The 18,786-nt window shown below is 61.8% G+C and carries 21 protein-coding genes and 1 pseudogene; 15 read left to right on the top strand and 7 right to left on the bottom strand.

Annotation, left to right across the window (positions count from 1 at the left end):
• Positions 1-387 precede the first annotated feature (387 nt).
• The 11 genes from traI to trbI are packed head-to-tail and all read left to right on the top strand — an operon-like array spanning position 388 to position 10,337.
• A complete protein-coding gene (traI, locus tag AC07Y0_RS25450; RefSeq protein ID WP_498680537.1) occupies positions 388-1,011 on the top strand; it encodes an acyl-homoserine-lactone synthase in 624 nt (207 codons plus the stop codon).
• Positions 1,012-1,018: 7 nt separating this feature from the next.
• Complete coding sequence (gene trbB / locus AC07Y0_RS25445) at positions 1,019-1,984, top strand: P-type conjugative transfer ATPase TrbB (RefSeq protein WP_498680536.1); 966 nt, start codon at positions 1,019-1,021, stop codon at positions 1,982-1,984.
• Positions 1,974-2,351: a TrbC/VirB2 family protein gene (locus AC07Y0_RS25440; protein ID WP_498680535.1), complete on the top strand. Its 378-nt coding sequence runs from the start codon at positions 1,974-1,976 to the stop codon at positions 2,349-2,351. Before trbB ends, AC07Y0_RS25440 begins: the two co-directional genes overlap by 11 nt.
• Entirely contained in the window at positions 2,344-2,643 is a 300-nt protein-coding gene (locus AC07Y0_RS25435; protein ID WP_498680534.1) for a conjugal transfer protein TrbD, read from the top strand. The genes AC07Y0_RS25440 and AC07Y0_RS25435 overlap by 8 nt, the downstream gene beginning before the upstream one ends.
• Positions 2,644-2,654: 11 nt before the next feature.
• Positions 2,655-5,105, top strand: coding sequence for a conjugal transfer protein TrbE (locus AC07Y0_RS25430; RefSeq protein WP_498680533.1), 2,451 nt, complete (start codon positions 2,655-2,657; stop codon positions 5,103-5,105).
• A 31-nt stretch (positions 5,106-5,136) separates the two neighbouring features.
• Positions 5,137-5,874, top strand: coding sequence for a P-type conjugative transfer protein TrbJ (gene trbJ / locus AC07Y0_RS25425; protein ID WP_498680551.1), 738 nt, complete (start codon positions 5,137-5,139; stop codon positions 5,872-5,874).
• A 29-nt stretch (positions 5,875-5,903) separates the two neighbouring features.
• Entirely contained in the window at positions 5,904-7,061 is a 1,158-nt protein-coding gene (trbL, locus tag AC07Y0_RS25420) for a P-type conjugative transfer protein TrbL (protein WP_498680550.1), read from the top strand.
• 14 nt (positions 7,062-7,075) lie between these two features.
• Positions 7,076-7,741, top strand: a complete 666-nt coding sequence (gene trbF / locus AC07Y0_RS25415) for a conjugal transfer protein TrbF (protein WP_498680532.1) — start codon at positions 7,076-7,078, stop codon at positions 7,739-7,741.
• A gap of 32 nt (positions 7,742-7,773) precedes the next feature.
• Positions 7,774-8,583, top strand: coding sequence for a P-type conjugative transfer protein TrbG (trbG, locus tag AC07Y0_RS25410; RefSeq protein WP_498680531.1), 810 nt, complete (start codon positions 7,774-7,776; stop codon positions 8,581-8,583).
• A gap of 3 nt (positions 8,584-8,586) precedes the next feature.
• Complete coding sequence (locus tag AC07Y0_RS25405; protein ID WP_498680530.1) at positions 8,587-9,021, top strand: conjugal transfer lipoprotein TrbH; 435 nt, start codon at positions 8,587-8,589, stop codon at positions 9,019-9,021.
• Between the two features lie 11 nt (positions 9,022-9,032).
• On the top strand, positions 9,033-10,337 hold the full coding sequence (trbI, locus tag AC07Y0_RS25400) for an IncP-type conjugal transfer protein TrbI (protein ID WP_498680529.1): 1,305 nt from the start codon (positions 9,033-9,035) through the stop codon (positions 10,335-10,337).
• Positions 10,338-10,392: 55 nt separating this feature from the next.
• Here the strand turns inward: trbI and AC07Y0_RS25395 are convergent, their stop codons facing one another.
• From AC07Y0_RS25395 to AC07Y0_RS25385, 3 genes and pseudogenes are all read right to left on the bottom strand, one after another.
• A complete protein-coding gene (locus AC07Y0_RS25395) occupies positions 10,393-11,106 on the bottom strand; it encodes an autoinducer binding domain-containing protein (RefSeq protein ID WP_498680528.1) in 714 nt (237 codons plus the stop codon).
• A 232-nt stretch (positions 11,107-11,338) separates the two neighbouring features.
• Entirely contained in the window at positions 11,339-11,761 is a 423-nt protein-coding gene (locus tag AC07Y0_RS25390; RefSeq protein WP_498680527.1) for a winged helix-turn-helix domain-containing protein, read from the bottom strand.
• A 55-nt stretch (positions 11,762-11,816) separates the two neighbouring features.
• A pseudogene (locus AC07Y0_RS25385) lies at positions 11,817-11,978 on the bottom strand (DNA-binding response regulator); the annotation flags it as partial.
• Here AC07Y0_RS25385 and AC07Y0_RS25380 point away from each other — a divergent pair.
• The 3 genes from AC07Y0_RS25380 (at position 11,911) to AC07Y0_RS25370 (ending at position 14,493) form a co-directional block, all read left to right on the top strand.
• Positions 11,911-12,102 carry a hypothetical protein gene (locus tag AC07Y0_RS25380; RefSeq protein WP_498680555.1) on the top strand — a complete coding sequence of 64 codons (192 nt, stop codon included), beginning with the start codon at positions 11,911-11,913 and terminating at the stop codon, positions 12,100-12,102. The pseudogene AC07Y0_RS25385 and the gene AC07Y0_RS25380 overlap by 68 nt on opposite strands.
• A gap of 291 nt (positions 12,103-12,393) precedes the next feature.
• Positions 12,394-13,092 (top strand): winged helix-turn-helix transcriptional regulator, encoded by a 699-nt coding sequence (locus AC07Y0_RS25375; RefSeq protein WP_498680526.1) that lies wholly within the window; start codon positions 12,394-12,396, stop codon positions 13,090-13,092.
• A 33-nt stretch (positions 13,093-13,125) separates the two neighbouring features.
• Complete coding sequence (locus AC07Y0_RS25370) at positions 13,126-14,493, top strand: amidohydrolase family protein (protein ID WP_498680525.1); 1,368 nt, start codon at positions 13,126-13,128, stop codon at positions 14,491-14,493.
• Between the two features lie 56 nt (positions 14,494-14,549).
• Here AC07Y0_RS25370 and AC07Y0_RS25365 read toward each other — a convergent pair whose 3' ends face one another.
• Both AC07Y0_RS25365 and AC07Y0_RS25360 read right to left on the bottom strand, forming a co-directional pair.
• Positions 14,550-15,896 (bottom strand): MmgE/PrpD family protein, encoded by a 1,347-nt coding sequence (locus AC07Y0_RS25365; RefSeq protein WP_498680524.1) that lies wholly within the window; start codon positions 15,894-15,896, stop codon positions 14,550-14,552.
• A gap of 1 nt (position 15,897) precedes the next feature.
• Positions 15,898-16,965: an ornithine cyclodeaminase gene (locus AC07Y0_RS25360; protein WP_498680523.1), complete on the bottom strand. Its 1,068-nt coding sequence runs from the start codon at positions 16,963-16,965 to the stop codon at positions 15,898-15,900.
• A gap of 520 nt (positions 16,966-17,485) precedes the next feature.
• Between AC07Y0_RS25360 and AC07Y0_RS25355 the strand changes: the two genes are divergently transcribed.
• Positions 17,486-17,668 (top strand): hypothetical protein, encoded by a 183-nt coding sequence (locus AC07Y0_RS25355; RefSeq protein ID WP_498680522.1) that lies wholly within the window; start codon positions 17,486-17,488, stop codon positions 17,666-17,668.
• Between the two features lie 149 nt (positions 17,669-17,817).
• Here AC07Y0_RS25355 and AC07Y0_RS25350 read toward each other — a convergent pair whose 3' ends face one another.
• Positions 17,818-18,195, bottom strand: coding sequence for a hypothetical protein (locus AC07Y0_RS25350; RefSeq protein WP_498680520.1), 378 nt, complete (start codon positions 18,193-18,195; stop codon positions 17,818-17,820).
• A 171-nt stretch (positions 18,196-18,366) separates the two neighbouring features.
• Positions 18,367-18,753: a helix-turn-helix domain-containing protein gene (locus tag AC07Y0_RS25345; RefSeq protein WP_498680519.1), complete on the bottom strand. Its 387-nt coding sequence runs from the start codon at positions 18,751-18,753 to the stop codon at positions 18,367-18,369.
• Positions 18,754-18,786: the final 33 nt, after the last annotated feature.

Raw genomic sequence — 18,786 nt, 5'->3', positions numbered from 1 at the left:
TTGGTTCAGAGCCCTTTGTCACGATATTTTTGCGAAAACACGGAAATTATCGGGACTGTTATCCGATTCCCCCTTCTTGGCAAGAAGAATAGGGTTAACGGGTTATGAGCGTCCACCCTCTCAAACCCCGGAACTTATTCGCTTCGGCGCGATAAGATAAACGATTTCCGTGTGTTATCTCGGCCTCCGGCTTCGCCCACCGAACCCGTGACTCACAGATTTGCGAGTGGGAGCGGGCAAGAGGCAGGCTTCAGGCCAGCTGAAAAACGATTCTCAAAATTGTTCAAGCCCGACTCACGGGCTCAAAGCCGAGTCGCAGATTTGCGACTAGACCCGATTCCACCATCCCGTCAGTTTTGTGCGCATCAACCAAAGGAGACCCGCACAATGAAGGTGGTGGCAATCGGAACCAACAGATCGCGCGGCGAAGACCGCCTTGTCGAGGAAATGCACCGGCTGCGCGCCAAGGTCTTTTCCGATCGATTGCACTGGGATGTCAGTTGCACAGGCGGTCTGGAGCGCGACGAATTCGATGAGCTCGATCCCACCTATATCCTCGCCCTCTCCGCTAGGCACCGCGTGATCGGCTGCGCGCGTCTTCTTCCCGCCACGGGCACGACAATGCTGCAGCAGGTGTTCGCGCAACTTCTGGCAGCCGGTACACTTGAGACCCATGAAGCGATGATCGAGAGCTCCCGCTTCTGTGTCGATACCTCGAGCGAGGAGGGGAGGGGAGCGGATTTCCTGCACCGGGCGACCCGGACCATGTTTGCCGGCATCATCGAATGGGGCATGGCGCACCGCCATCGCGAGCTCGTTACCGCGACCGATCTGCGCTTCGAGCGGATCCTCAAGCGGGCCGGCTGGCCAATGCGCCGCCTCGGGGTTCCGCAGATGATCAACGAGACGAAAAGCGTCGCGGGTCTTCTTCCGCTTGATGAGGCGAGCTTGCTCAAACTTCGGCCTGCCGACTACTGCTCCTCGCTTCGTTCGATCCACCAGGCGGCGTGAGGCGACCATGACCGAGCTTCGCTCCCGTCCTCGTCTCATACGCAAGCTCCAGGAAGCGCTTGGCGAATGCCTTTGTGCCGCGCTGGACGATCCATGTGTGGTCGAGATCATGCTCAACCCGGACGGCCGGCTGTTCATAGAGCGCCTCGGCCAGGGCGTTTCGCCAGCCGGCGAACTCTCGCGCAGTGCCGCCGAGATCGTCATTGGCTGTGTCGCCCATGTCCTCAACCAGGAAGTGGACGATGAGCGACCGATCATTTCGGGTGAACTCCCGCTCGGCGGCCACCGCTTCGAAGGGCTGATACCACCGGTCGTGGCCGGTCCATCCTTCACCATTCGTCGACGCGCATCCCGGCTGATCCCGCTGGACGACTATGTGAAGGCCAAGGTCATAACCGCGTCCGAAGCCGGGCTGATCCGCAACGCGATCGGTGCCCGGCTCAATATTGTCGTTTCGGGGGGGACCGGATCGGGCAAGACGACCTTTGCCAACGCCGTCATCCTGGAAATCAGCCAGCAGGCCCCAAACGATCGGATCCTTATCCTTGAGGATACCGCCGAGATCCAGTGTGCCGCCCAAAACACCGTGTGCCTCCACACCAGTGAGACGGTCGACATGGCGCGCCTGCTCAAGAGTACGCTTCGGCTGAGGCCCGACCGGATCATGGTCGGCGAAGTCCGTGACGGGGCCGCACTGACCTTGCTCAAGGCCTGGAACACCGGTCATCCCGGCGGCGCAACCACAATACACGCCAACAGCGCCAGATCCGCCCTGCAACGGCTGGAACAACTGACCGCAGAAGTCAGCCAGCAGCCCATGCAGGCGGTCATCGGGGATGCGGTTGATCTGATCATATCGATCGAGCGCACCCCCATCGGCCGCCGCGTCACGGAAATCGTGCATCTGAGAGGATTTGCAGACGGGCGGTATCACACCGAAACCTACGGAGAAGGACAGAACAATGCAGCCTGACCGACCGACCTTCAAGCGCGCGGCCTTGCTCGCCCTCGTGCTGATCGCAACACCCGCGCTTGCCAGTTCCGGTGGCGGCCTGCCTTGGGAGGGGCCGCTCGAGCAGATCCAGGAGTCGATCACCGGGCCTGTCGCCGGCTTCATCGCCCTTGCTGCGGTCGCGGTTGCGGGCGGCATGCTGATCTTCGGGGGAGAGCTCAACGATTTTGCCCGGCGTCTGATGTATGTCGTGCTGGTCGCTGGCATCCTGCTCGGCGCAACCCAGATTGTTGGCCTGTTCGGGGCGACCGGCGCCACTATTGCCTCCAGTCCGCAAATGCCGGCTCTGGCACTCGCAGGAACAGGCGTGCGGTGTTCCAATGGCTGAAGCGCCAGCGTCTCTCCATCGCCACCGCATTCACCGGGCCCTTTCGCGCCCCAACCTGCTGATGGGTGCTGATCGCGAACTGGTCCTGGTCGCAGGCCTTGCAGCCATTGTCCTGATCTTTGTCGTGCTCACCTTCTATTCCGTGCTGTTCGGTCTTGCCGGCTGGACGCTCGTGGTCGGGGTGCTTCGCGTGATGGCCAAGGCCGATCCACAGATGCGCCGTGTCTACATCCGCCACATCCGCTACCGGCCGGTCTATCGCCCCACCTCAACGCCCTGGAAGCGTTCCTGACGGAGACTATCATGGTGAACCTTCGTGCCTTTCGCCACAACGGACCGTCATTTGCCGATCTCGTGCCCTATGCGGGCATGGTCGATGATGGGATCCTGCTGCTGAAAGACGGCAGCCTGCTTGCCGGCTGGTATTTCGCCGGTCCGGATTCAGAGAGTTCAACGGATCAGGAAAGGAATGAAATTTCCAACCAGATCAATCGAATTCTATGCCGTCTCGGGTCAGGCTGGATGATCCAGGTGGATGCCGTCAGGATTGCGACCGCCGACTATCCAACCGCCGACAGCTCGTTCTTTCCCGACTGCGTCACACGCGCGATCGACGCGGAGCGTCGAGCGCATTTCGAGCGGGAAACCGGTCATTTCGAGAGCCGGCATGCGTTGATCCTCACTTATCGCCCGGCGGAACAGGGCCGCACATCCCTTGGACGATATGTATTCTCCGATCGAGAAACGCGCAGGCAAAGCCCGGCCGACGTCGTCCTCTCGACCTTCGAGAAGGCCATCCGAGAGATCGAACAATATCTCGCCAACACCTTGTCCATCCGCCGCATGAGAGCCCGCAAGGTGGCCGAGCCGGCAACGTCGAGGGCTTCGGCCTATGATGAGCTCCTGCAGTTCATCCGTTTCGCTGTCAGCGGCGAGAACCTCCCCGTCAGGCTGCCGGATGTACCGATGTATCTCGACTGGCTGGTGACCGCGGAGCTGCAGCATGGCCTGACCTCGAAAGTGGACGACCGCTTCATCGGCGTGGTTGCGATCGACGGATTGCCTGCGGAAAGCTGGCCAGGCATCCTCTCCAGTCTCGATCTGATGCCGCTCTCCTATCGATGGTCATCCCGGTTCATCTTCCTTGATGCCGAAGAGGCCAAGGTGCGGCTCGAACGGGCGCGGCGCAAATGGCAGCAGAAGGTGCGACCCTTCTTCGACCAGCTCTTCCAGACAAGGAGCCGTTCGCTCGATCAGGACGCCATGGCGATGGTGGCCGAGACCGAGGACGCCATCGCCGAGGCTTCTTCGCAGCTCGTCGCCTTCGGCTATTACACGCCGGTCATCGTCATGTTCGATGAAGACAAGGACCGTCTGCGCGAAAAGGCCGAGGCGGTCCGTCGGCGTGTGCAGGCCGAGGGTTTCGGCGCCCGCATTGAAACGCTCAACGCAACGGAGGCCTATCTCGGCAGCTTGCCTGGCAACTGGTACTGCAATGTCCGTGAGCCGCTGATCAACACGCGCAATCTCTCAGACCTTGTTCCGCTGAATTCGGTCTGGTGCGGAGAGACGGTCGCCCCATGCCCCTTCTATCCTGCCAATTCGCCCCCGCTGATGCAGGTCGCTTCCGGCTCGACGCCGTTCAGGTTCAACCTGCATGTCGAGGACGTTGGCCACACGCTTGTCTTCGGGCCGACCGGGTCGGGCAAGTCCACGCTCCTGGCCCTGATCGCGGCCCAGTTCCGTAGGTATCAGGGTGCACAGATCTTTGCCTTCGACAAAGGGCATTCCCTGCTGCCGCTGACCCTTGCAGCCGGCGGCGACCACTATGAAATCGCCGGCACAAACGGGCAGGGGCGGGGGCTTGCCTTTTGTCCGCTTGCAGAGCTTGCAAGCGATGGCGACCAGGCATGGGCATGCGGGTGGGTCGAGACCCTGATTTCCTTGCAGGGCGTTTCGATCACGCCGGATCATCGCAATGCCATATCCCGTCAGATCGGCCTGATGTCGCAGGCACAAGGTCGCTCGCTTTCGGACTTCGTCAGCGGCGTGCAGATGCGCGACATCAAGGAAGCCCTGCACCACTATACGGTGGACGGCCCGATGGGACAGCTTATGGACGCGGAGAGCGATGGCCTGGCGCTTGGGGCCTTTCAGTGCCTGGAGCTCGAGGAGCTCATGAATATGGGCGAGAGAAATCTCGTGCCGGTCCTGACCTACCTCTTCCGCAGGATCGAAAAGCGCCTGACCGGCGCGCCCAGTCTCATCATCCTCGACGAGGCCTGGTTGATGCTTGGTCATCCTGTCTTCCGGGACAAGATCCGCGAGTGGCTGAAGGTGCTGCGAAAGTCCAATTGCGCGGTTGTGCTGGCAACCCAGTCCATATCGGATGCCGAGCGCTCGGGCATTATCGACGTGCTCAAGGAAAGCTGCCCGACGAAAATCTGCCTGCCGAACGGCGCGGCGCGAGAGCCTGGTACACGCGAATTCTATGAGCGGATCGGCTTCAACGCGCGCCAGATCGACATCGTCGCGAATGCCGTTGCCAAACGGGAATATTATGTGGTCTCGCCAGAGGGTCGCCGGCTGTTCGACATGGCCCTTGGCCCCATCGCGCTCGCCTTCACCGGGGTTTCTGATCGCCAGCAGCTGAATGAGGTGCGGGCATTCCATTCGCAATATGGGGCCGAATGGCCGGTCCGTTGGCTCAAAGCGAGAGGGGTCGACGATGCGGCAGCCCATTTTGACTTTTGAATTTCTGTCGATCGCCCTGATCGCGGGCCAGATGTTCATCGCACCAGCGGCCGCCGGTACGGCAACCGGCGGGGCGACCGAATGGACCCAGCTTGCCAACAATGCGGAACTGGTCAGACTCCTCCAGAGCTCGGGCGTGCAAGTCGACAACCAGCTAACCCAGATCAACCAGCTCGCCGAGCAGATCCAGAACCAGCTGCAGATCTATAGGAATATGCTGCAGAACACGACTGCCCTTCCGCTCCATATCTGGGGCGAGGTCGAGAATGACCTGACGCGCCTTCGCGCCATCGTCACCGAAGGGCAGGCTGTCGCTTTTTCCATGGGAAATGCCGACGACATCCTGAAGCAGCGGTTCAAGAGCTATGCCGACCTGAATGCCGAGCTGCCGAATGCAGAGAACTTCTCGGCGAGCTACCAGATTTGGTCCGACACGAACCGCGATACGATCGCCGGCACCTTGCGGGCAGCGAGTATGACGGCTGAGCAGTTCGATAGCGAAGAGCGCACGATGACCTCGTTGCGACGCTTGTCGGAAACGGCCGATGGGCAGATGAAGGCGCTGCAGGTTGGGCATGACATCGCTGTTCAGCAGGTCGCCCAGATGCAGAAGCTGCGCGGCCTCGTTTCTCAACAGATGACCATGATGGGCAGCTGGCTGCAATCCGAGCAAACCAGCCGGGACCTCGCGCAGGCACGTCGTCAGGCGCTTTTCAACGCCACAGTCAGGGCGGTGCCCAGCGGCCAGAAGATGGAGCCACGCTGGTGAGACAACCGGGCCGCACCCTCTCGCCCCCACTGATCCTCGCTTTCCTGGCCATTGCGTTCCATATCGGGACCAGTCCCGCCCTTGCGCAGGAAGGTCAGATCCTGAGCGAACTGGAAAACCAGGTCGTCCTGGCCGCGCAGGACTGGCAAACGACCGTCATGGATGCGGCGCGATCACTGTTCTGGATCCTTGCCGGCATAGAAATCGGCATTGCCGCGGTCTGGCTTGCGCTTCAGGCGGCTTCACTCGACAGTTGGTTTGCCGAACTGGTCCGGCGGATTCTTTTTGTCGGGTTTTTCGCCTTCGTCCTTGATCAGGGCCCGACATTTGCCAAGTCGGTTGTCGACAGCCTGTTCCAGATAGGCGCCGGGAACGGATCGGCATCGCCGGCCGAGATATTCGACGCCGGCATCCGTGTCGCATCGGCAATGTCGGCCAGGGCCCAGTTCGGCGTCTTCGAAGACAACGCGCTGGCGATCGCCGCCGTTCTTGCCATGGGCGTGGTGGTGATCTGCTTCTCCCTTGTCTCTGCGATCTTCGTGGCCGTCATGGTCGAAATGTATGTCGGGCTGCTTGCGGGCATGATCATGCTCGGCCTTGGCGGATCATCCTTCACCAAGGATTTTGCCATACGCTATCTCGTCTACGCATTTTCGGTGGGGATGAAGCTCATGGCGCTGGTCATGATCGCCCGCATCGGCTCCGCCGTCCTGCTTGGTCTTGCCCAGTCGCCAACGGAGCAGGCCGAGCCGCTGGTGGCCACGCTAGCGATCGCCGGCATCTCCGTCGTCGTCTTCATCATCGCCCTTTATGTGCCAAACATCCTGCAGGGCGTCGTGCAGGGCGCCTCCGTCACCGGCGGCATGGAGGTGATCCGCCATGGGGGCCAGGCAGCAAGCCTGGCTACCGGTGCCGGCTTCCTTGGCGCTTCCACCGCCGCATCGGCGACAACCGCAGCGCAGCTGGCCCGGGCGCAAGGGGCCTCCACGGCCAATGCAGCCCTCAAGGGAATTGCCACAAGTCTCGGCGATACGGGCAGGGCGGTCGGATCTGCGGCCAAGGACAAGGCGATCGGGTCGCCAGGCGCCTATGCCGGCTCGCTTCTTGGCCTGGCGAACGCAAAGCTGGAGCAGCGCAGCGGCGGTGCCGGCCGGCAAGGCTTGGCCCCCCCGCGCAACGACCTCTAACGAAGGGCAAGGACATGATCGACGACCGACCTGCCATGGAGAACCCCTACCTGGCCGCCCGGCAGGAATGGAACGAACGCTATGGCACTTATGTGAGGGAGGCCAGGGCCTGGCGCATCGTCGGCATGTTGAGCCTCGGCCTGGCACTCATCGGCTTCAGCTACGCGCTCTATCTGAGCACCGAGGTCAAGCTTGTTCCCTACATCGTCGAGGTCGACAAACTGGGAAGCCCGGTTTCCGGGGGCGTGCCCGAGCAGATCGAATATGCGGATGCGCGGGTCGTGCGTGCGACCCTTGGCAGTTTCATTGCCAGTTTTCGTTCGGTCACCCCCGATGCGGTCGTCCAGAAGCAATATATCGACCGCACCTATGCGCTGCTGCGGACATCGGATCCGTCGACGGAAAAGGTCAATGCGTGGTTTCGCGGCAATTCGCCGTTCGAGGCCGCAAGGACCGCAACCGTCTCGGTCGAGGTCAGCAACATCGTCGCCCTCTCCAACCAGACCTACCAGATCGACTGGACAGAGTTCGTGCGAGATCGAAAGGGACGCGAAACGGCGACCCGCCGCTTCAGGGGTATCGCCACGGTCACGCTGACCACGCCCCAGGATGAAGCAACCATCAGGCTCAATCCGATCGGGCTTTACATCAGGGACTTCGACTGGACCGCACAGCTTTGAGAAAGGACGGGAAGATGAGGAAATCAGTTCGGTTGGCCCTGGCCCTGCCAGTGGTTGGAGCATTCAGCCAGCTCGGTGCCCCGCCACCGGTTCACGGGCAGGAGATCAGCGCGACCGAAGCCAAAGGACTGGGACTGTCCCAGAGATGGCAGAAAGCCCCAGGCCTGGTGACGAAAGGCCCTGACGGCAAGGTCACGTTTCTTTTCGGCCAGACCCAGCCTTCGGTGATCTGCTCGACATTGCAGGTCTGCGATATAGAGCTCGAGCAAGGCGAGGTGGTTCGCGACGTGCTGGTGGGCGACAGCGTGCGGTGGAAAGTCGAGCCGGCGACATCGGGCGCGGCCGCCGGCCAGTCCATACATCTCATTGTCAAACCCTCGGAACCAGACCTGACGACCTCCATGATCGTCACGACCTCGCGACGCACCTACCATGTTCAGCTCAGGTCCCACCCGAGCCAATATATGGCCCGCGTCGGTTTTGCCTATCCCGACGACGTGTCGGCAAAACTTGACGGCATCAACGCGCGGCTCGGGTCCGGGGCGCAACAGGCGGATGCCGCGCCCGAACGCCTGAACTTCTCCTATGCGATCAGCGGAAGCGCCTCATGGAGGCCAAGGCGCGTCTATTCGAACGGCGAGAAGACCTACATCCAGTTTCCCCGGTCGATCGCCGGTCGGGACGCTCCGGTCCTCTTCGTCGTCTCCGCTGGGCAAAAGCGGATCGTCAACTACCGGATGAAGGACGACATGATGATCGTCGACTACAACATCGACCGTGCGCTGCTGGTTTCCGGCGTCGGCTGGAGGCAGCAGAAGATAACCATCAGCAGGGGGAGATAGTCTATGCGGTGGATAGGGAACCCGCTCCTTGTCGCAATCATTCTGGCAGGCTGCCAGGGCCCGACGCACGATCTGGCAAGAACGCAAGACCCGCCCTTGCTCTCGGCTGCGACGGCCCAAGCCATTGCCGTCGATCTCGTGAGCCGCCTTGCCGAACAGGAGGCGCCGGCCTCGACGACGGTCCACCTCGCTGATGACCGCTCCGCGTTCGCCTTAGCGCTCGAGCGCGCATTGACAGACTGGGGTTACACCGTGTCGCGCGATCCGGGATCCGACAAACGGACGAATGCGGTCAGCCTCAGCTATTCGCTCACCGGCTTCGACGGTCAGATCCTGGCTCGGCTGTCGATGCCCAAGATGAGCGTCGGGCGGATCTACAAGAAGAGCGAAACGGGCGCCGAGCCGGACGGCCCCTTCTCGGTCCAGCAAATCGATTGAAGGAGGTTGGCATGGTCCAGTCACTCAAGCTTGCCAGTCCCGCCAGTCAAGGCGATCCGGGCATTCAGCGGTTGAACCGCCTGCCGATATTTGCCGTGATCGGTCTGGCGATCCTGTGCCTCGGGATCATCATTTATGGGCTATCGTCACGCGGATTCTTGCTCAGGCAGGAAGGCGGCGCCGAGGCAGGCTCGCGCGCCGCGGCCTCCAGCTTTGCCGACCAGCTGAAACGGGGTGTGGCTGACGGTATCATCGGCGATCCGGAACCGACGCCTCTTCAGACGCCCGCTCCGATCGTCGTCAGGGCGCCTGCGACCAACGACAGCCCCTTTCCCGCGCCGGGTCAGGCTGAAGCTGAGCCGACAGATGCGCAGTCCAGCCAGCAGGCTGAGGCCGAATGGCTCGCCCGCCTTGAGCGGGAACAGCATGAGCAGTTGCTGAGGGAACGCCACCGCCAGCAGATGGCGCGATTCCAGGCGCGCAGCGCCGCGCTCGATTCGCCGCTGAAGATCGACCTTGATGGGCTCGCCTTGCAAAGCACGGCCGGTGTCAACCCGGCGCCAGGTGCGCTTGGCACGCAGCTCAGGAACACGACCGGTCTCGACCCGGCCGCGCTGCAGGCCGCGCTGGCTGCGGCAAACCAGGACCAAAACCTGCAATCCGCAAAGGAAGACTTCGTCAACCGAAGAGACACCAGCCCGGGTTTCCTGGCAAACAGCCAGGTGCCGCCATCATCCCCCTTCGAACTGAAAAGGGGTTCGGTGATCCCCGCCACGCTCATGACCGGCATCAACGCCGATCTTCCTGGCAGGGTGACCGCGCAGGTGAGCCATAACGTCTATGACACGGCGACCGGGAACCATCTTCTGGTTCCGCAGGGGGCCAGGCTGCTGGGGCGCTATGATTCCAAGGTGTCGTTTGGCCAGTCCCGCGTTCTCGTGGTCTGGACCGACATCATATTGCCGGACGGCTCGACGCTTCAGATTGGCGCGATGACCGGTACGGACGCCGAGGGCTTCGGCGGCTTCCACGACAGGGTCGACCGCCACACCATGAGGACCTTCGGCTCCGCCGCGCTTATCGCGCTGATCGGGGCGGGCATGGACATGGCGCTTCCCGAAGAAGCCGGCCTTACGGCGGCGACCAGTGCGTCCGATGCAGCGCGCCGCAGTTTCAGCGAAACCTTTGGTCGGGTCATCGAAGGCAGCCTATCGAAGAACCTGAACGTCCAGCCGACACTCTCCATTCGACCGGGTTATCAGTTCAACGTGCTGGTGGACCAGGACCTGACGTTCTCAAGGAGTTTCAGTGGGTAGGCTGACATCCTAGCACTAACGTCATGGCTCTGCTCCGGGAACAGCGCCATGAGGTTCAGATCAGCATCAGTCTGGTGGCGAGTGCGGTTGCCTGCTGGAGCGTGACGGCCTCGAGCTTTTCCTTGGCGGCATCGATGTAGAAGCGCACGGTATTGTATTTGATGCCGGCAAGCTGGGCTATTTCGGCCATCGACTTGCCCTCGGCCGCCCAGCGCAAGCACATGATTTCGCTCTCGTTCAGCGCGACCAGGGCGGGATTGCCACCAACCTTGCCGCGGCGGGAAAATGCCGCATGGATCATGGCCGCCGCTGCCGCCGCCTGCACGACATCCATGTTGCGTGCATTTTCCAGGCTGGTGGCGCGGGATGAGGCAAGGGTCAGAACGGCGAATTGGCCAAAGCCGGTGCGCACCGGAATGGAAAAACCGGCGCGAATATTGAATTCGGCAGCCTCTTCATGGAAGCGTCTCAAATCGCCCTCCATGTTTGAGCGTCCACCCTCCAGCGACCAGCAGAACGCCCGCAGACCACGTTTGGCCGCGGTAATCACCGGGTCGATCCGACTGTAGGACCGTTCGAGATAGTGCCCCTGCCATTCGCTCGGGTAGTTCGACACGGCAAGGCACCGTTTCGCCCGGATGTGAAGATAGGCGTAGAACTCAAATCCGTGATCCAGGGCAAAGTCCTCGACTGCGGACTTCAGGTACCGCTCTCCCAGGGCGGTCAAACTGGCTTCAATCAAACGGTCGAAAGGGTGTTTTTTCGCCATGGTCGCCCAACTCCATCAAATGAGGATGACCATCCCGCCGGGCGTTTCGCGAAAAGAGCCATTCAGCGGCGATGACATCACAAAAAACTCAAAATAGATCGTGCCCAAGGGCCAAAACGTAGTGTGCTACACGGTATAGCTGCCTTGATCTTCGATGCAACCTCACGGGGCCAGCAGCAATAAAACTTAACAATTGGGGTAGCGCCGTGAGAGCCGAGCGGCCAGGCGCGATTTAGAGGTCGACTTCGACGACGGGCGTAAAGAGGTAGCCGCCCATTCGGATGGTCTTGATCAATTCGGGATGATGGGGGTCGGTTTCGATCTTGCGGCGCAACCTGCTGACATGGACGTCTATGCTACGCTCGACCGGGTTCGCCGTCCCGGCATGGGTCAAGGCGAGAAGCCTCTCGCGAGAAATCGCCTGACCCTGGTTTCGACAGAAGGCCCACAGCAGATCGAATTCGGCAGCGGTCAGCTCGACGGCGATGTTCAACGGATCACGCAGCAGGCGGACGTGCGGATCGATGGTCCAGCCATTGAACCGCATGGCCGTGCGAAGCGACAGGGCCGCGGCTCCAAAGGATGCCCTGCGCAGGAGGCTGTGGATCCTCGCCTGGATTTCCCGCAGGCCGGTCGTGCGGGCAAAAGCTGTCATCGGCGCCAGCCTCCAGAGCGGCAATAAGGGCTTCCTGATCCCCTGCGCGGACCAGCACGATGATCGCAACCATACTGACGGCTCGAACGCTGCGGCACAGAGAAATGGCATCCTCTCCCGGTAAGTCGGCATCCAGGATGAGAAGATCGATGCCGCGGGACCGCAGCACCCTGCGCATGGCGCTGGCATTGGCCGCAAGCCTGACCGATGCCGACATGGCCAATGCCTCGACAATCGGGCGGGTGATGCCTTCATCTGCGGCAACGATCACGATCTCCGCTTCACGTGCTGCTGCTCTGCCTCGCTTCAAACTCACCCCTCGTATGGATGCTTGCCCATGACCACCGGTTTCTGCCATGGCAGATCGAAGTCGCAGACCTCCTCTGCCGACCCCGCAGACGCAACTTTGCGGCGCACAAATGAATACGGCAACTTTTTGGCCGGGTGCCAAGGCACAAAACTGCGAGTTGGTCTTCGAACTGTGAACGACCGCCGCAACAATTCTTCACAAGTGGCGTGCACGAAGGATTTGAACCGGCAGGCATGCGGTGCGATCCTGTTGACTGGCCTGGCGTGATGTTGCGGGCGGCGCGCCGGCCAGTTCCCGACAATTGCCGTTCACGAGAACCCCCGTGAAACCTCTGATCGTCGTCAGTTCTGGCAATTCGGAATTCAGTCTCTTCGCTCGCCATATTCTCGAGAATCATGGCTTTGCGGTCGCCTTGGCGATCGACGCCGGGACCACCCGGACGAGGGTGGTGGAAGGAGACGTCGATGCCATCCTGATCGATGGGCATCTGGCTGATGCACTGGCGCTTTGCAGGTGCCTGAAAAATGATCCGGAGACGTCACGTGCCAAGATCGTCGCGCTCATAGACCAGGAGCCGGAGAGCGACTACGCAGCCTTCGTCAATGCCGGTATCGACGAAGGCTTCGTCCGTCCGGTGGAACCCCGGCGGCTTATCCGTGCCCTTGAGGAAATGACAGCCTCAAGCCTCCCGTCTGACGGGGGAGGCGAGGGGGCGCGATACCTGACCTATGCTGATATCGAGATCGATCTTTACACCCGGCGCGTGCGGCGCGCCGGCCAGGAAGTCCGGCTGACCTCGATCGAATTCGGACTTCTCCGGCAGTTCATGGAGGAGCCGACCAGAGTGTTCGACCGCGAGGCGCTGATCAGAGCCGCATGGCCACGGGGAACATTTGTCGATCGGCGCACGGTCAACATACACGTCGGACGATTGAAGCGCCGGCTGATGGCGGCACAGCCTGCAAACGTCATTCGAACGGTCCGGGGATCCGGTTATGCCCTGGACACGGAGAATCACTGACCGCGGCTGTGGCATCGAATGGAGGATACCGCGATGGCATATGATGACAATCTGCTCCTGAGCGGCGGCGCGCTCATCACCGGCGACGGGACGACCTTGCTTGAACGCGGCGCAGTTCGCATTCGCGCCACGCGGATTGTCGATGTCGCGGCGGGCGAATATGCGCCCGAAGAGGGCGAGACGGTCCTCAATACTGAAGGCTGCACAATCCTTCCCGGTATCATCAATGCCCACGCCCATGGCTGTGTCCGCGGCCCCTCGATGCCGAGTGGCTCCATGCCATTCACCCCATCCGACGTCATTTACCAGCGCAACCGGCATTTGTTGTCGGGAACGACGACGCTTGTGAACGTCTGTGGCCTGGCCATGGCCGACGAGGTCGAGGAGGCTGGCTCGACGCACCCCCTGGACATCCATATTGCGACCGCCCACACACCGTCAAACATCGCGGCAGCCCTTGCCGTGGATGGCAAGGGACTGAGCTCGCGGCATCGCAACGCGACGGTCGATGGACTTGTGGCTGCAGGCTGCAAGGTGCTGGGCGAAGCGGGCGGAGGACAGACGCTCGGCGGCGGTGCCCAGGATTATCGCTTTATCCCTGCAGCTGTCCGACAAGCAACGGGTGCGGTAATCACGCCCGCAACCGCGCGGGCTTTGAAGGAGGCGGTGCTCGGCCGATTCCTGGACGGGACCGGGGCTTTGGAGGACGATGCCCTGGGTGCGCTCCTCGGCCAACACGGCCTTGGCGGACAGCTGAGCGTGTCGGCCCTGCGCGACCTCATCCACGATAGCGTGATGCGGCCCGTCGCCCTGTCGTTCGCCGGTATCGAAGAGATTGCCGCGGCATCAGCCAGGCTCGGCCTGCCGGCGATCTTCCACAATGCGGCCCCCACGGCAAAGACGCTGCTGAGCCTGGCCAGACGTTATCCTGCGGCACGGATGATCGCCGGTCATTCCAACCATCCGTCCTTTCTGCCAGAGGAGGCCGTGGAGAGCGCAAAGGCAATGCGGGCATCAGGCATTACGATCGATGTCTCCACACTCGACATGGTGCAAACCCTCTGGCGCAATAGGCCGGAGAACCTGGATGCCCTGATTGAGGCCCGTCTCGTCGATACGATCTCGACGGATTTCGCCGGTGGCGACTGGGACAGCATACCGGCTGCCCTGCACCGCATGATCGCCTTGAAACAATTGGCGCCGCCGGAAGCCGTTGCTCTTGCAACGGGCAAGCTTGCCGGCGTCTTTCCCGAACTCGCAGGCGATCGCGGCGTGCTCGCCAAGGGCAAGAGGGCTGATGTCATCGTAGTGGAGAGCCATAATTTCAGCCGCGTCCGCCATGTGATCATCGCCGGCAGACCGGTGGTGTTGAACGGCATGCTGACCCAGCAGCCCCAATAGGCGCGCCTGGCCCGGCCGATGGCGCGAGAAGCCGGTTGAAACCGTCACGGATCTGACTATGCGGTTCCGAGCTCCCGCAACAGATCTTCGCGGTTGCCGTCTCCCAGGCTGCGTACCGATTGGATGAGGGCCACCTGCTTTGCCGGGGAAATCGAGTGGCGGGTCACCAGGCGGAATTTTTCCTCGATCGCGCTCCATGTCATCGGGCGCGCCGGATCGCCCACTGGACCGACGCGCGGAGAAATCAGGCGCTGTCCCTGCCGTGTTGTCACGATAACGCGCGCAAGCGTCTTGCGCGGAAACGCCTTCTCGGCAATCGGCTCTTCGGCGAGGTGAACATTTCGGGCAAACCGGGCAAGGTCGGGTCGATCGAGCAGGGAGGTCGAGATGGGCAAAAGGCCCTCACGACCTTCGACCGCGGCGACCGCCAGGCAATAGGGAAGACTGTATTGCAGCTCGACGATATTTTGCGGGTCGCTGACGTTTCCAAGCTTGAGCGCCCACCGAAAAGTCTGAACATCGACGCGCTCTATATCAAGAGAACGGAACCGGTTCTGCTCTTGCAGCTGGAAAAAGGCGTCGAGCGCCGGATGAATGTAGCGGCAGCATGCATAGGGCTTGAAATAGGTATCCAGAATCTCCCACCGCCTGCCCAGGCCCCGGCAGATCCGGCGAGCCTCGTAGAAGCGGCCGTAATCGAGGATATCCATCGGACCGGTATATCCGTTCTTGGCCAGATAGAGCGCCTGCACCCCCAAAGCGGCACTCCAGGCGATCCCTTCCTTGACGAGATTGCCCGTCATTCGGGAATAGCCGGAGCTACCATTGGCGCGTTGGTTGGGGGCAAGTACGCCGGCAATCGCCAAAGCCTGGGCCAGGTGGGCGGGGTCCGCCCTCAAAAGCCTTCCCGCTGCCGCGGCCGCGGCAAAGGACGCCCATCGGCCGGTCTGGCGACTGGCTATTCCCTCGGGATTCTGCGCGGCCGCGACTCTGACCCCCACATCGTAGCCAGCGACGATCGCCGCCAGCATGTCATCGCACGAGATATGCGGGTGCGTCGCCGCCAGTGTCAGGACCGTCGGGATCACACAGGCACCCGGATGCCCCCGTGCTGATCTGTTGCCATCATCGAGATCAAGGGCGCAGGCGGCAGAACTGTTGACAAGAAGTGCCGAAAAAGGAGAGGCAGTGCACCCGGACATCCAGATCGATGCGGCTCCGGCCCCAAGCGTCTCGGCCGAGGCGGCCCGGGTCGCTAAGGTCCCGGTCGTCGCCATCCCGGCGATTGCAGACCCAAGGAGATCCAGAACGCAGCGCAGGGCAGCCTCTTTCACGGTCGGCGCCATGAGCGAGATGTCCAGTGATCGCGCATGCTCAGCAAGCACGCTGGTGAGATGAACCATGTTATGCCTCGCCGGATAGCTTCACATACTTCTCGTAGACGGCCTGAACCGTATAGAGATCGAGCATCGGCAGGCCGACGCAGGTAATCGACACCGGCTCTTGCGGATCGATTGTCCATTCTTCGGGCGCGGACAGCTCCAGGATGCCGAGCAGCGGGCCAACCGCTTCGAGCGTCATGCCCTGGCGGGAAAAGTGCAGGGCAAGGCTCTGCGAGTTCCTCCTCGATACGGTCTTGATGTCGTCGCAGGCAACGCGCCCGCGCCGCAGCACTCTCTGGAGATAGGTCGCAGGGACTTCGTCTCCACCCAGGTGCAGCGTCACGGCGGCGGGATGGAGTTCGTGATCGTCGAACACCGGGCCTCGGGCATTGGTCGCGGTAACCACGAACGACGCCTCTGCGAGCTTTTCATTGTCGGTGACGGCTTCCACCCGAAAAGGGGTTCGGCCCCTGAAGGCACGCGCAAGCGCCTTGGCGCCCTGAGCCGTGCGACTGCGAACGTAGACCTGCGCGATCCGCGCACCGGCGCAAAAGGCAAGCGCACTGACCACGCTGCGTGCGACCGGTCCGGCCCCGAAGACGAAGACGCTTTCGACCGGACGATCGCGCAGGCAGCGCCTGAACACTTCCGATGCATAGACGCCCGTTCGCGCCGAAGACAGCGATGTGGCATCGAGGATCGCAAGCGGGCGGAGGCTGAACTTCTCCATGAGAACGAAGGTCGAGGTCGAGCGTGGAAGCCCGCGCTCCCGGTTGAAGGCATTCGCACCGATAACCTTCACCCCGCCATAACGGGCATTGACGCTGTAGAGGGCCGATAGTTTCCATCCGAGCCGTTCTCCGGAGAACCGCTTCTCCCATTCGCCAAAGCCCGAAGCGGCCCAGAAATCGCCCTCTGGAAGGCTCATGACCGCCTTTCCCCCGAAGGCGACGCCGGATCGGATATCGAGCCAGGCGCTTTCGATCGCCTCGTGCAGCTCGGCAATATCGAGCTCAGCGCCCATTGCCTCAAGTTCGTCAGCACCAATGAAGCGCGGTGATTTCGGTGCAATCCCAAGCATATTCGCCATTTTCTCCTCCTCGTTGTGAACCGTCATCCAGAAGGGGAAGCTTACGCCGATCGAAGACTGGCACGCGCAAAGCCTCGGCAAAGATTTGGCAGGCTCATGGACCGTGAGGTACCGGTCAGGAGAAGAGGTGGCGAAGGGCGCCGCCCGGTCGATATCGCAGCGAACACGCAAGAGCCGCACTCAGGCGTCTCAAGGGCGATCGAGGGTCCGCGTTTCGACGGCGTTCTCGACGTTCAGCCGTTTTGGGAAGGGGCACCATGCGGCATGCGCGCGAACGCGCCTGGCCTGTAGCTTTGCCCCCTTCGTCGATCCCACGCGACCGAAGGGCTGGTACTTGCCGCGCCCCATGTGGAGCCAGAGACAAATCGCCTTTGGCCGACGGGTCACCGTGACAAGCGGAAGCCGGATCGGGCGCACTTCTCCAGAGACGCCCACGAGATTGTCTCTCGCAATTCATTCCACTTATGGTAGATTCTCCCTGCGGCTTTGAGATACCTTCTGGGGGGTATTTATGGGACCAATGGCAGCAGCGCTTGCGGAAGCGAAATTGATGGCGGAACGGCAGGGCAGCCCTTTGCTCGGCTATCTAATCGAAATGGCTTTGATACAGTGCGTGGACGAGGAGGCAGCGCGCGAGCAAGGCAAGCAGCCGCCGAATTCGCCGCTGCGGGATATGGATGACAGAACTCAAGCAACTCCGTGAACTCCTTTGCCGCCTGAAGGCTCAGGCGACAAGCGAGAAGCGGGAATTGCTGGCCCATCGCATCGACCTTGCACTTGCCGAGGTCGACAGACAGATTGTGCTGCGAAAGACTGAGGACCTCCGCCGGCTCCACTGATGTGCCTGATCGTTCATGTCTTGGGCGGAGCACCAGCAGCGGGCTGGACTGCTGCTGGCGCATTGCATCCTTTGCTCATCATCGCTGACTGGATCGCCTGGACCTTGCCCTTGGATACGGCCACGTCGCCTTCCTTGTCCGCGCCGACCACGCTGCCGACCGGGATCCCGATCAGGAAAACACCAAAGGCATCACCGTTTGCCGCGTCGTTCTGCGCCTTGGAAACGGCCGCAAGACTGGTTTGCTCCTTGACCTGCTCCTGGGCGAGCTGCTCACAGGACAGATTGGTATAGGCGGCCATGGGTATGTCCACGGGCACGATCGCCGAGGGGCGCTTGGCGCATCCCCCGAGAGCCACGAGTACCACGGCACAAAAGATCAGCTTGTTCATGTAGTCCCCCCGGTACCATTCAGGCGCACCCCTACGCCAGGTGGAAACAAGCTGACAGTTTGCACGCGCGAGTCAATGCCGGGTTTTCAGCAAGCCGATACGAATGCCGGCGCGCGATCGCAGCGCTGAAACACAGCAGCGGCGCGGTGCATTCGGGCAAGTCTTGTTGCCCTAAAGGCTGGCCACCGCGCAGACGAGAGCAAGGTATAGCCGACGAATCCTCTTCTCCCTGATGCGATGGAAGGCGCGATTGAGTTCCTGCCCCTCTTCTGTCAACAGGAAGGCGCCGAGTTCAGACGCCTCTTTCGAGCCTTCGTTGCCGCTCGCCTGACGGGAAGTGGCGTTGCCGAACAGGAAAGACGGCGACACGCCCAGCAGGTTGCTCATCTTCGAAAGGGGGCCGGACGTCACACGGCTCAATCCGCGCTCGTACTTTTCAAGCTGGTGATGACTGACACCGATCAGCCGGGCGACCTCCCGGGAACCGAGACCAAGGGCAACCCGCCGGTCCCTCAACCTCATGCCGACAAGGGCATCGACGGGTGTTGGCTTGCGCATCTGCCATCCGCTTTCCTGCATGTCATAAGGCTG

The sequence above is a fragment of the Allorhizobium sp. GW101-3B10 genome (assembly GCF_059424725.1).
This window is presented reverse-complemented; position numbering and strand designations above follow the sequence as displayed.